The sequence below is a fragment of the Mesorhizobium sp. ESP6-5 genome (genome assembly GCF_020164695.1).
In the GTDB taxonomy this organism is placed as follows: Bacteria; Pseudomonadota; Alphaproteobacteria; order Rhizobiales; family Rhizobiaceae; genus Mesorhizobium; species Mesorhizobium australicum.
The window spans coordinates 21,439-34,517 of record NZ_JAIUGR010000020.1; the positions used below are offsets into that span (position 1 = coordinate 21,439).

At 63.4% G+C, this 13,079-nt stretch carries 13 protein-coding genes; 6 read left to right on the forward strand and 7 right to left on the reverse strand.

Translation table 11 applies throughout. From position 1 onward, the window contains the following. Positions 1-141: 141 nt before the first annotated feature. From LB524_RS26810 to LB524_RS26835, 6 genes are all read left to right on the forward strand, one after another. Positions 142-1,608: an alpha-glucosidase/alpha-galactosidase gene (locus LB524_RS26810; RefSeq protein ID WP_224531324.1), complete on the forward strand. Its 1,467-nt coding sequence runs from the start codon at positions 142-144 to the stop codon at positions 1,606-1,608. Positions 1,609-1,711: 103 nt separating this feature from the next. Continuing rightward, positions 1,712-3,793 (forward strand): ABC transporter substrate-binding protein, encoded by a 2,082-nt coding sequence (locus LB524_RS26815; RefSeq protein WP_224531328.1) that lies wholly within the window; start codon positions 1,712-1,714, stop codon positions 3,791-3,793. Positions 3,794-3,927: 134 nt separating this feature from the next. After that, positions 3,928-4,935: an ABC transporter permease gene (locus tag LB524_RS26820; protein WP_224531330.1), complete on the forward strand. Its 1,008-nt coding sequence runs from the start codon at positions 3,928-3,930 to the stop codon at positions 4,933-4,935. After that, complete coding sequence (locus LB524_RS26825; RefSeq protein WP_224531333.1) at positions 4,936-6,072, forward strand: ABC transporter permease; 1,137 nt, start codon at positions 4,936-4,938, stop codon at positions 6,070-6,072. A gap of 10 nt (positions 6,073-6,082) precedes the next feature. Further along, positions 6,083-7,750, forward strand: a complete 1,668-nt coding sequence (locus tag LB524_RS26830; RefSeq protein WP_224531336.1) for an ABC transporter ATP-binding protein — start codon at positions 6,083-6,085, stop codon at positions 7,748-7,750. A 19-nt stretch (positions 7,751-7,769) separates the two neighbouring features. Then, positions 7,770-9,140, forward strand: coding sequence for an alpha-glucosidase/alpha-galactosidase (locus LB524_RS26835; RefSeq protein ID WP_224531339.1), 1,371 nt, complete (start codon positions 7,770-7,772; stop codon positions 9,138-9,140). A gap of 11 nt (positions 9,141-9,151) precedes the next feature. Here the strand turns inward: LB524_RS26835 and yacG are convergent, their stop codons facing one another. From yacG to LB524_RS26870, 7 genes are all read right to left on the reverse strand, one after another. Continuing rightward, positions 9,152-9,349 (reverse strand): DNA gyrase inhibitor YacG, encoded by a 198-nt coding sequence (gene yacG / locus LB524_RS26840; protein ID WP_023772777.1) that lies wholly within the window; start codon positions 9,347-9,349, stop codon positions 9,152-9,154. Further along, positions 9,346-9,972, reverse strand: coding sequence for a Maf-like protein (locus LB524_RS26845; protein ID WP_015316264.1), 627 nt, complete (start codon positions 9,970-9,972; stop codon positions 9,346-9,348). The genes yacG and LB524_RS26845 overlap by 4 nt, the downstream gene beginning before the upstream one ends. 24 nt (positions 9,973-9,996) lie before the next feature. Continuing rightward, complete coding sequence (infA, locus tag LB524_RS26850; RefSeq protein WP_006329283.1) at positions 9,997-10,215, reverse strand: translation initiation factor IF-1; 219 nt, start codon at positions 10,213-10,215, stop codon at positions 9,997-9,999. 87 nt (positions 10,216-10,302) lie between these two features. Then, a complete protein-coding gene (locus tag LB524_RS26855) occupies positions 10,303-10,764 on the reverse strand; it encodes a low molecular weight phosphatase family protein (protein ID WP_140614683.1) in 462 nt (153 codons plus the stop codon). Then, entirely contained in the window at positions 10,752-11,237 is a 486-nt protein-coding gene (locus LB524_RS26860) for a UPF0262 family protein (RefSeq protein ID WP_015316266.1), read from the reverse strand. Before LB524_RS26860 ends, LB524_RS26855 begins: the two co-directional genes overlap by 13 nt. Positions 11,238-11,243: 6 nt before the next feature. Then, positions 11,244-12,536, reverse strand: coding sequence for a histidinol dehydrogenase (gene hisD, locus LB524_RS26865; RefSeq protein WP_140790440.1), 1,293 nt, complete (start codon positions 12,534-12,536; stop codon positions 11,244-11,246). Positions 12,537-12,543: 7 nt separating this feature from the next. Beyond that, the gene (locus LB524_RS26870; protein ID WP_015316268.1) at positions 12,544-12,978 is read right to left on the reverse strand and encodes a DUF2948 family protein; all 435 of its coding nucleotides are present in this window, start codon (positions 12,976-12,978) and stop codon (positions 12,544-12,546) included. Positions 12,979-13,079: the final 101 nt, after the last annotated feature.

The following is a 13,079-nucleotide window of genomic DNA, read 5'->3' on the forward strand; positions in this document are numbered from 1 at the left end:
CGAATAGCCCGCGAACGAGGAGCGGGCGGGAGGAGAGAAAAGCCGGATTCCGGCTTGAATGGCATGCGCCCAGAGGCGTGTGGCCATCTTTCTTCCCTTGCTGCTCCTTGCCTAGCATTCGATTGGACCGAGGTGAAGGTGATGAGTTTCAAAATCGCTATTATCGGCGCCGGCAGCGTCGGTTTCACGAAGAAGCTGTTCACCGACATTCTGTGCGTGCCGGAATTCAAGGACATCGAATTCGCGCTGACCGACGTCAGCGAGCACAATCTCGCGATGATCAAGGCGATCCTCGACAGGATCGTCGAGGCGAACAATCTGCCAACGAGGGTGACCGCGACGACCGACCGCCGCAAGGCGCTCGAGGGCGCGCGCTACATCATCAGCTGCGTGCGGGTCGGCGGCCTCGAAGCCTATGCCGATGATATCCGCATTCCCTTGAAATACGGCATCGACCAATGCGTCGGCGACACGATCTGCGCCGGCGGTATTCTCTACGGTCAGCGCAACATTCCGGTGATCCTGGATTTCTGCAAGGACATCCGCGAAGTCGCCGATACCAACGCCAAATTCCTCAACTATGCCAACCCGATGGCGATGAACACCTGGGCGGCGATCGAATACGGCAAGGTCGACACGGTCGGTCTCTGCCATGGCGTCCAGCACGGCGCCGAGCAGATCGCCGAGGTGCTGGGCGCGAAATCGCCGCGGGAACTCGACTATGTCTGTTCCGGCATCAACCACCAGACCTGGTTCATCGATTTGCGGCTGAACGGCCGCAAGATCGATAGGGATGAGCTAATTGCCGCCTTCGAGGCACATCCGGTCTATTCCCAACAGGAAAAGCTGCGCATCGATGTGCTGAAGCGCTTCGGCGTCTATTCGACCGAAAGCAACGGCCATCTCTCCGAATATCTGCCTTGGTACCGCAAGCGCCCCGACGAGATCACGCGCTGGATCGACATGTCCGACTGGATCCATGGCGAGACCGGCGGCTACCTCCGCTATTCCACGGAAACCCGCAACTGGTTCGAGACCGAATATCCGCAATTCCTCGAAGCGGCGTCGAAACCGATCGACGCGTCAAGGCGCTCGAACGAGCATGCAAGCCACATATTGGAGGCGCTGGAAACCAACCGCGTCTATCGTGGCCACTTCAACGTCAGGAATGACGGCGTGATCACCAATCTGCCACGCGACGCCATCATCGAGTCCCCCGGTTTCGTCGACCGTTTCGGCATCAACATGGCCGCCGGCATCACGTTGCCGGAAGCCTGTGCCGCTACTTGCATGGCTTCGATCAACGTCCAGCGCATGTCGGTCCACGCGGCCATATCTGGCGACATCGATCTTCTGAAGCTTGCCGTGCTGCATGACCCGCTGGTCGGCGCGGTGTCGACGCCGGAGGAGGTCTGGCAGATGGTCGACGAAATGGTCGTCGCCCAGGCGCAATGGCTGCCGCAATATGCCCATGCGGTTCCGGCAGCCAAGGAGAGGCTGTCGAAATCCACGGTCAAGACGCGGGAATGGGCCGGTGCCGCGCGGCGAAGCGTGCGCTCGATCGAGGAACTGCGCGCCGAAAAGGCCGCGCTGAAACAGGCCGTCTGAGAACCGGGCGCGGCGGCGGATCCACGGGAGGCAGATCCACCGCAGTCTGCCGTCCAGGCAAGATACGAGCAGCAGCAAACGTCTGAACACGAGGGAGGAGACAATGAGGAACCTACGCAGCATTGGCATTGCCGCCGGACTGGCGCTGAGCGTCTCCGTTCCGGCGCTCAACGCTTTCGCTTCCGAGCCGACCGCCCCGCCGGTGCCGGCGACGTTTCCGGCCGAGGGCAAGATCAAGTACGTGCCGCGCGACTCCATCCTGGAGTTCAAGGCGCTGCCCGACTATCACGAGCCCGATTGGGTCACGGAAAAATACGTCAAGGCCGGCAAGCTGCCGCCGGTGAAAGATCGGCTGCCGAAAGAGCCGCTTGTCTTCAAGACCGCCAACATGCCGGACGGCGTCGGCGTCTACGGCGATACGATGCGCCATGTCATCGGCGGCCGGCCCGAAGGCTGGAACTACGGCGCCGGCCAGACCCAAGGGTGGGGTGGCATCGACATCGGCCTTTCCGAGTGCCTGACGCGCACCGCGCCGCTGTTCCAGGTTGAGGCGAAGGACACCGAGCCGCTGCCCAATCTGGCCAAAAGCTGGGATTGGTCAGCCGATGGCCACAAGCTGACCATGCATCTCGTCGAAGGTGCCAAATGGTCGGACGGCGTGCCATTCAACGCCGACGACGTCATGTTCTACTGGGACGACGAGGTCATGGATCCCAACGTCTCGCCGCTCAATGGCGCCACCCAGGAAACCTTCGGCGTCGGCACGACGCTGAAGAAGATCGACGACTACACGGTCGAATGGACCTTCAAGGAAGCCTTCCCGAAACAGCACCTCTACGCAATGGCCTATGGCACCTTCTGTCCCGGTCCCGCACACATTTTGAAGCCGCAGCACCCGAAATATTCGAAGAACACCTACGACCAGTTCAAGAACGCTTTCCCGCCCGAATATATGAACATGCCTGTCATGGGCGCCTGGGTGCCGGTCGAATATCGGGCCGATGACATCATCGTCATGCGCCGCAATCCCTACTATTGGAAGGTGGACGAGAAGGGCAACCAGCTGCCCTATCTCAACGAGCTGCATTACAAACTGTCGACCTGGGCCGACCGCGACGTTCAGGCGGTCGCCGGCGCAGGCGACTTCTCCAACCTCGAGCAGCCGGAAAACTTCGTCGCCTCGCTCAAGCGCGCGGCGGAGGCGAACGCGCCGGCGCGCCTTGCCTTCGGCCCGCGGCTGATCGGCTACAATCTGCGCCTGAATTTTTCCGCCAATGGCTGGGGCAACCCGGACGAGCGCGGCCAGGCGATCCGCGAACTGAACCGCAACGAGGATTTCCGCAAGGCCGTCACCATGGCGCTTGATCGCAAGGCGCTGGGCGATTCCCTCGTCAAGGGGCCGTTCACCGCCATCTATCCAGGCGGCCTTTCCTCGGGCACCAGCTTTTATGACCGCAAGTCCACCGTCTACTATCCTTTCGACCTCGAGGGTGCCAAGGCCGAACTCGCCAAGGCCGGTCTGAAGGACACAGACGGCGACGGCATCGTCAACTTTCCGGCCGCGACCGCCGGCGGCAAGAACGTCGAAATCGTGATGCTGGTCAACAACGACTACACGACCGACAAGAGCCTCGCCGAAGGCGTGGTCGCGCAGATGGAGAAGCTTGGCCTCCGGATCGTGCTCAACGGGCTTAACGGCACCCAGCGCGATGCAACGCAATATTCAGGCCGCTTCGACTGGCTGATCCGGCGCAATGAGCAGGAGCTGACTTCCGTGGTGCAGAACACCGTGCAACTCGCTCCGGTCGGCCCCAAGACCAGCTGGGATCACCGCGCGCCGGAAAGCGGCGAGGTCGACCTGATGCCTTTCGAGAAGGACCTCGTCGACATCGTCAACAAGTTCGTCTCGTCGGCGGATAACAACCAGCGCGCCAGTCTGATGCGGGACTTCCAGAAGATCTCGACCGAGCACGTCTACAATGTCGGCCTGACGGAATATCCCGGCGCCTTGATCGTCAACAAGCGCTTCTCCAACATCCCGCAGGGCACGCCGATCTTCATGTTCAACTGGGCCGAGGATTCGATCATCCGCGAACGGGTCTTCGTCGCGGCCGACAAACAGGCGAAATACGAATTGTTCCCCGAAGAGCTTCCCGGCAAGCCTGGAGACAAGGGCCCGATGTAAGTTTAAGGGCCGATGCAAGTTTACCTCCCCTGACTGAGAGACACCCGGCCGCGTCGAGGGCGCGGCCGGGACAAACCAACCCTCCGAACGCCCCTCCAGGGGAGCGTCCGGCGAGATGAGGAAGCGGACCGTCCATGCTGCGATTCCTGCTCATGCGCATAGCGTCGGCAATCCCGGTTCTCGCTATTTTGAGTCTCGTCACCTTTGCCATCATCCAGGCGCCGCCTGGCGATTATGCCGATTACATCCGCTCGCAGCTGATCAACCAGGGCGGAGCCTCCTTCGCGGAGGCCGACGCACAGGCCCAGGCCTACCGCGTCGAACACGGCCTCGATAAGCCGCTGCCCGTCCAGTATCTCAACTGGATCGGCGGCATCGTCACCCGCGGCGATTTCGGCTACAGCCTCTATTACAACAAGCCGGTGGCCGAGGTTGTCGGCGAGCGCCTGCCGCGCACGCTGCTGCTCGCGCTGGTCTGCCATCTGCTCGCCTCGGTGCTCGGCATCACTTTCGGCATATGGGCCGCGACCCGGCAATACACCTGGATCGATTCCACGCTGTCGGCCATCGCCTTCCTCGGCATGACGGTGCCGCGCTTCCTGATGGCGCTGATCATCGTCTATCTCCTGGTCTTCCAGTTCAACGTGTCGGAGATCGGCTCATTCTTCTCGCCGCAATATGGCGGCGCGCCATGGTCGTGGGCCAAATTCGTCGACCTGGTCAAGCATGTCTGGCCGGTGGTGGCGATCGCCACCTTCGGCGGCCTCGCCTACAATATGCGCGTCATGCGCGGCAATCTGCTCGACACGCTCAACGCGCAATATGTCGAGACGGCGAGAGCCAAGGGCCTGACCGGCAGTGCCGTCGTCATGCGCCACGCCGTGCCCAATGCCTTGCATCCGCTCGTCATGTACCAGGGCGTGGTGCTGCCATACATGCTGACCGGCGAGATCGAGACGGCGATCATCTTCGCGCTGCCGACCGTCGGTCCGGCGATCGTCGGTTCGATGGCGGTCGGCGACGTCTATGTCACAGCCACCTTCATGATGGTGCTGTCGGCGACGCTGATCGTCGGCAACATCATCGCCGACATGCTGCTCGTCCTGCTTGATCCGCGCGTGCGCCAGTTCGGGGAGGGCTAGATGCTGGCGCGAGAGCCTTCACCACCGCCACTGCCGGCCGAGCGAGCCACAGTAGCGCCCGCACGCGGCAATGAGAGCTACATGGCGCTTGTCTGGCGCCGGCTGAAGCGCTCCTGGACCGGGATGGCTGGGCTTTGGCTGGTCGTGCTGCTGCTGGTGATGGCCGTGTTCGCCGAATTCCTGGCCCCGATGGATCCGAAGGCGACCGATGTCGGCTTCGCCCCACCGCAGCTGCCGTCCTTCCACGACAAGGACGGCAATTTCGTCGCGCGGCCGAGAGTCTACGCGCTGGCCGATTCGGCCGATCTCGATCCGGTCACCTTCCAGCCCATCGTCGGCCCCGACTACGACCACCCGAGGCTGCTTGGCTTCTTCGTCGAGGGCGCGCCCTACAAGCTCTTCGGGCTGATCCCGGCGAACCGGCACTTGTTCGCCTCGACGGACGGCCAGCCGGTGCATTTCCTCGGCACCGACAAATTCGGCCGGGACGTGCTGTCGCGCGCCATTCATGGTTCGCGCGTCTCGCTGATGATCGCGCTGACGGTGGTCTTCATCATCACGGTCATCGGTACCACTGTCGGCACGGTGTCGGGCTATTTCGGCGGCCGGTTCGACGTCTGGATGCAGCGCTTCGTCGAACTGGTGCTCGCCTTCCCACAACTGCCGCTCTATCTGGCGCTGACGACGCTGATCCCTGTCACCGCGCCGACCAATGTGTTCCTCGGCTTTGTCATCATCGTCATGTCGGCGTTGGGCTGGGCGCAGATGTCGCGCGAGGTGCGCGGCAAGACACTGGCGCTGGCGCGCATCGAATATGTGCGCGCCGCCATGGCGGTCGGCTCCACCGACCGGCGCATCATCCTGCAGCACATCTTCCCCAATGTGATGAGCCACGTGATCGTCGCCGTGACGCTGGCCATCCCGACGGTTGTGCTGCTCGAATCCTTCCTCGGTTTCCTCGGTTTTGCCGTCAAGCCGCCCCTGATCTCCTGGGGGCTGATGCTTCAGGACACCGCGACCTATTCCGTCATCGGTACCTATCCCTGGATACTGTCGCCGGTCGGTTTCGTGCTGGTCACCGTCTTCGCCTTCAACGCGCTCGGCGACGGCCTGCGCGATGCCGTCGATCCGTATTGAGGGGACAGCAATGACCGTCGTACTCGCCGAGCCCTTCGCACCAGCCTTCCGCCTCGATCATGATGGGCGCCAGGGAGAGCCCGTCATCGACGCCCGCAACATCGAGGTCGCCTTCAAGGTCGAGCACGGTACCGTCGAGGCGGTCAAGGACATCTCGTTCCAGCTCTATCGCGGCGAGACGATCGCGATCGTCGGCGAATCCGGTTCCGGCAAGTCGGTGACGGCGCGCACCGTCATGGGCCTGCTGTCGCGCCGCGCAACGGTGTCACCGAAATCGAGCGTCTGTTATGACGGACAGGACATTCTGAAATTCCCCGAGAGCGCCCGGCGCAAGCTGCGCGGCAACCGCATCTCGATGATCTTCCAGGAGCCGATGAGCTCGCTCAACCCGATTTACACGGTCGGCAGCCAGATCGTCGAAGCGATCCGGGTGCATCGCAAGGTGAGCCGCAAACAAGCCTGGGCGCGCGCTCTCGAACTGCTGCGGCATGTGCAGATTCCCGAGCCCGAGGCGCGGCTCAAGCAATATCCGCACCAGCTCTCGGGTGGGCAACGGCAGCGCGTGATGATCGCCATGGCGCTCGCCAACGATCCCGACGTGCTGATCGCCGATGAGCCGACGACCGCGCTCGACGTCACGGTCCAGGCGCAGATCCTCAACCTGATCCGCAATCTGCAGAAAGAGCTGCGGATGGCGGTGATCCTGATCACCCACGACCTCACCGTGGTGCGCAAGTTTTCCGACTACGTCTATGTGATGCAGCATGGCGAAATGTGCGAGCACAACGTCACTGAACGCTTGTTCGCCGATCCGCGGCATCCCTACACCAGGCGATTGCTTGCTTCCGAACCAAGAGGACGGCCGCAACCGTTGCCCGCGGGCTCTGGCACCATCCTCGAAGCGAATGGCGTGCGCGTCTGCTTCATGCTGCGCCACGGCACGTTCTTGAAGCCGGACTGGCGTGAACTGGTCGCGGTCGACGACCTCGACCTCAAGCTTTGCCGCCATGAGACGCTTGGGCTGGTCGGCGAATCCGGCTCCGGCAAGACCACGTTCGGCCAGGCGCTGCTCCGGCTGACCGAAGCGCAACGCGGTGAGATACGCTTCGATGGCCAGCCGATCCATGGCCTGTCGCGAACGCAGATGCGGCCGCTGCGGTCGCGCATGCAGATCGTCTTCCAGGACCCGTTCTCCTCGCTTAACCCACGCATGACGATCGGCCAGATCATCGAGGAAGGGCTGGTCGTCAACGGCATCGGCGCAACGCGCCGCGAGCGGGTCGAACGGGTGCGCGAGGCGTTGGTCAGCGCGGGCATGCCGGGCGATATCCTGTCGCGGTTTCCGCATGAATTTTCCGGCGGCCAGCGGCAGCGCATCGCCATCGCCCGGGCCATCGCGCTCGAACCCGAATTCATCCTGCTCGACGAGCCGACGTCGGCGCTGGATCTCTCCGTCCAGGCGCAGATCATCGACCTGCTGCGCAAGCTGCAGGACGAGCGTGGCTTGAGCTATCTCTTCATCTCGCACGACCTGAAGGTGGTGCGGGCGCTCTGCCACCGCGTCATCGTCATGCAGCACGGCAAGATCGTCGAGCAGGGACCTGTCGACCAGGTCCTCACCCATCCCAAGACCGCCTACACCGAACGGCTCGTCAGGGCCGCTTTCGACGTGGCCTGAACATATGCCGGAGGTTAACGTGGCAAGACATCCCAGGATCACTTTCATCGGCGCCGGCTCGACGGTGTTCATGAAGAACATCGTCGGCGACGTGCTGCAGCGCCCGGCGCTTTCGGGCGCCACGATCGCGCTGATGGACATCAATCCGCAGCGGCTGGAAGAAAGCGCCGTCGTCGTCAACAAACTGATCGCCACACTCGGCGTCAAGGCGATGGCCGAGACCTACACGGACCAGCGCAAGGCGCTGGCGGACGCCGATTTCGTCGTCGTCGCCTTCCAGATCGGCGGCTATGAGCCCTGCACCGTCACGGATTTCGAGGTGCCGAAGACATATGGCCTGCGCCAGACCATCGCCGATACGCTCGGCGTCGGCGGCATCATGCGCGGCCTCAGGACCGTGCCGCATCTGTGGAAGATCTGCGAGGACATGCTTGCCGTCTGCCCGCGGGCCATCATGTTGCAATATGTCAACCCGATGGCGATCAACACCTGGGCGATCTCGGAGAAATATCCCGAGATCAGGCAGGTCGGGCTGTGCCACTCGGTGCAAGGTACGGCGATGGAACTGGCACACGATCTCGACCTTCCCTATGACGAGATCCGCTACCGCTCGGCCGGCATCAACCACATGGCTTTCTACCTGCAGTTCGAGCATCGCCAGCCGGATGGATCCTATCGCGACCTCTATCCCGATCTCGTGCGTGCCTATCGCGAAGGCCGCGCGCCCAAACCCGGCTGGAATCCGCGCTGTCCGAACAAGGTGCGCTATGAGATGCTGACGCGGCTGGGCTATTTCGTCACCGAGAGCTCGGAGCATTTCGCCGAATACACGCCCTATTTCATCAAGGACGGCCGTCCCGATTTGATCGAGAAATACGGCATTCCGCTCGATGAATACCCCAAGCGCTGCGTCGAGCAGATCGAGCGTTGGAAGGACCAGGCGCAGGCCTACCGCTCGGCCCAGCGCATCGAGGTCGAAGAGTCGAAGGAATATGCCTCCTCGATCATGAATTCGGTCTGGACCGGCGAACCGTCGGTCATCTACGGCAATGTGCGCAACGCTGGCTGCATCACCTCGCTGCCGCGTGATTGCGCCGCCGAAGTGCCGTGCCTGGTCGATGCGTCCGGCATCCAGCCGACCTATATAGGCGACCTGCCGCCGCAATTGACGGCGCTGATCCGCACCAACATCAACGTACAGGAACTGACGGTGCGGGCGCTGATGAGCGAAAACCGCGACCACATCTATCACGCGGCGATGATGGATCCGCACACCGCGGCCGAACTCGATCTCGACCAGATCTGGTCACTGGTCGATGATCTCCTGGCCGCACATGGCGACTGGCTGCCGGCCTGGGCGCGCGTCAAACGCAAGAACGAAGCCGCCTGACCGGCGCTCGTCTACTTCGGCTCGTCGGCGTCCGGTTCTTCCTCGTCGTCGCGGGCCGAGATGACATAGGCACCCTTCAGCCAGCGGTTGAGGTCGATGTCCTTGCAGCGCGTCGAGCAGAATGGATAGGTCTCGCGCGCCGATGGCTTGCCGCATTCCGGGCACGGGCGCTTGGGCCGCAGGGGCGTGACCTTGTCGTCGAGGCTCATGGTCGCGCAGACAACCAGTTTTGATGCGTCTTGAAACCTTCGCCCGACAGCAGCGCCACCGTCTCGTAGAGCGGCAGGCCGACAATGTTGGTGTAGGAGCCGACGAGCTTGACGACGAAGGCGCCGGCCAATCCTTGCACGGCATAGCCGCCGGCCTTTCCGCGCCATTCGCCGGACGCGACATAGGCGTCGATCTCCTCGCGCGGCAGCCGCTTGAAACGCACCCGCGTCTCGACCAGTCGCTGGCGCAGTTTGCCGCCCGGCGTGATCAGGCAGATGCCGGAATAGACCCGGTGCGAACGTCCGGACAACAGCCCGAGGCAGTTGGCGGCGTCATCCAGCGTCTCGGCCTTGGGCAGGATGCGCCGCCCGACGGCGACCACCGTGTCGGCCGCCAGCACGAAGCTCGGCGCATGGTCCGTCTCGGACTTCAGCGACGCGAACGCCTTCTCGGCCTTTTCCTTCGACAGCCGTTTGGCCAGCGAGCGCGGATGCTCGGCACGCAGCGGCGTTTCGTCGATATCGGCTGGCAGGATGCGGTCCGGCTCGATGCCGGCCTGCTGCAGGAGTTCGATGCGGCGCGGCGAACCCGAGGCAAGCACCAGCTTTTGCAAAATGCTCATCGCTTTACCGGCCGGGTCTTGATCTTACTTGAAGCGGTAGGTGATGCGGCCCTTGGTCAGGTCGTATGGCGTCATCTCGACCAGAACCTTGTCGCCGGTCAGCACGCGGATGCGGTTCTTGCGCATGCGGCCGGCGGTATGGGCGATGATCTCGTGTTCGTTTTCGAGCTTCACCCTGAACATCGCGTTGGGCAACAATTCCGTGACGATACCCGGAAACTCGAGGACTTCTTCCTTCGGCATTCGATACCTTTGCTTGGATGGCAGTTCCAGCGCCCCGGCTGGAATTTCGGCGGAACCTATATGATAATCTGTCGCTTGTGAACACGCTTAATCGCCAGGCCTCGGAACGGTGAACCGGCTGTAGATCCGGGCTTTCAGCCGCTCGCGCACGTCGCGATAGCTGGCCATGATGTGTTCGCGCGTGCCGCCGGCATCGGTCGGATCCGGCGTCGGCCAGTATTCCACCTCGACGGCAAGCGAGCGCGTGAGTTCGAGCGCGGCATGGTGGGCCTCCGGCGCCAGTGTCACGATCAGGTCGAAATAGTCGTCCTCGAGATCGTTCAGCGTCCTTGGATGACGCTCACCCAGCGACAGCCCGTCCTCGGCAAGCACGGCATCGACGAACGGGTCGCGCTCGCCGGCGCGCACGCCGGCCGAGGCGACGAAGACGGTGGCGGGCAGCATCCGGCGCGCCAGCTGCTCGGCCATCGGCGAGCGCACGGCATTCATGCCGCACAGGAACAGAACCGAGCGGGGCAGGGCGCCGGGGGCCAGGATCAGCCCCGCCAGTGCAGCACGCAGACCAGCGTGAACAGCCGTCGCGCCGTGTCGAAGTCGATGTCGATCTTGCCGGAGAGCCGATCCATCAGCGTCTGCGAGCCCTCATTGTGCAGGCCACGGCGGCCCATGTCGATCGCCTCGATATGGCTTGGCGTCGAGGAGCGGATGGCGTCGTAATAGCTCTCGCAGATCATGTAGTAGTCCTTGACGATGCGCCTGAGCGGCGTCAGCGACAGGATGTGGGTGACGACGGCGGTGCCGTCCTCGCGTGCCACGGCAAAGACCAGGCGGGACTCGGCCAGCGACAGCTTCAGCCGGTAGGGACCCGCACCGCTGTCGTTGACAGGCTGAAAACTATTCTCCTCGATCAGGTCGAAGATCGCCACCGCCCGCTCATGCTCGACATCGGGCGTCGAACGGCCGATCGACTCATCGAGTTCGACATCGATCAGTTTTGCGCGGGTTTGACCGGAGCCCGTCATACTGGCCTACATGTTCAGCCGTATGGCGACAGAGCGGCCATGCGCGTCAAGCCCTTCCGCCTGCGCGAGTGCGATCGCCGCCGGTGCCAGCACGCGCAACTGCTCCGGTCCGAGTTTGAGGACCGAGGTGCGCTTGACGAAGTCGAGCACGGACAGGCCCGACGAGAAGCGTGCCGAGCGCGCCGTCGGCAGCACGTGGTTGGAGCCGCCGACATAGTCGCCGATGACCTCGGGCGTGTGGCGGCCGAGAAAAACCGCGCCCGCGTTGCGCATCTTCGCCAGGAAGCCTTCGGCATCCTCGATGGCCAGCTCGACATGTTCGGCGGCGATGCGGTCGACCAGCGGCAGCGCGGCCTCGACGGTCGGAACCACGATGACGGCGCCGAAATCGCGCCAGCTCTGGGCCGCCGTTTCCGCGCGCGGCAGGCTCCGCAGCTGGCGTTCGACCGCCCGTTCGACCGCCTTGCCGAATGCCGGGTCGTCGGTGATCAGGATCGACTGCGCCGACACGTCATGTTCGGCCTGGGCGAGCAGATCGGCGGCGATCCAGTCCGGATCGTTGTCGCCGTCCGCCACGACGAGCACTTCGGAAGGGCCGGCGATCATGTCGATGCCGACCGTGCCGAACACCTGCCGCTTGGCTGCGGCGACATAGGCATTGCCTGGACCGACGATCTTGGCGACGGGCTTTATCGTCTGCGTACCATAGGCGAGTGCCGCGATCGCTTGCGCGCCGCCGACGCGGTAGATTTCGGAGACGCCCGATATATCCGCCGCCACCAGCACCAGCGGGTTGACGACGCCGTGCGGTGCCGGCACGACCATGACGATGCGCTCGACGCCGGCTACCTTGGCTGGCACGGCGTTCATCAGCACCGAGCTCGGATAGCTTGCCGTGCCGCCCGGCACATAGAGCCCGACCGCCTCGACCGCCGTCCAGCGCGAGCCGAGCTCGACGCCGGCGGGATCCGTGTAGCGTTCGTCCTGAGGCTTTTGCCGCTGGTGATGGGACCGGATGCGGTCGCGTGCGAATTTCAGCGCCTCGACCGTGGCCGGATCGGCCTCGGCATAGGCGCCGGCGATGTCTTCCGCCGAGACGGCAATGCCGAGCTTGGCGAGGTCGCCTCCGCCGAATTTCCGCGTGTAGTCGATCAGTGCCGCATCGCCCTCGGCACGCACGCGCGCGATGATGTCTCGCACCACGGCGTCGACGTCGGCCGACACCTCGCGCTTGGTCGTGAGAAACGCGGCGAAACGCTGCTCGAAATCGGCGTCGGACTGGGCAAGCGTGATGGCCATCGTATGCTCAAGCCCTGTGGATGGGGCGCGAGGTGGCTTCCCACGCGCCGCCAATATCGGCAAGGCGGGCCTCGATGCATTCGACATCGAGCATGATCGTGCCGCCGCCCGAAAAGATCAGTTCGACGATGCCCGCGGGCTTGCTGATCTCGATAAAGCTGATCGCCAGCAAGGAGAGAATTTCGGCGGGCTTGTCGCGGGCGATACCGTTGGTCTTGGCGCCCAGCACCCGGTCGAAATGCAGCACGGCCTGCCGTCGTTCATTGTGCTGGCGAAACAGGCCGGATTTGGCCTCCCACACGAAACGGTTCATGGTCAGGACGAAGCGTTTGGCTTTGGGCAGGAATTCGAGGTCCGAGACCTTCATCACGGCGTCCTGGAGATGGGCCGAGACGATGCTCAGATCCTGGTCGTCGAGCGCGATAAGCTTGAGGGCGGTCATCCGGATTTTCGACCTACAGGTTGGTTTCAGCCTCTGTTAGGCGGTCTTTCCGGCCGGTGCAACCACCCCACGACGTCCGCCCGAGGCATTGCCTCGGGTTT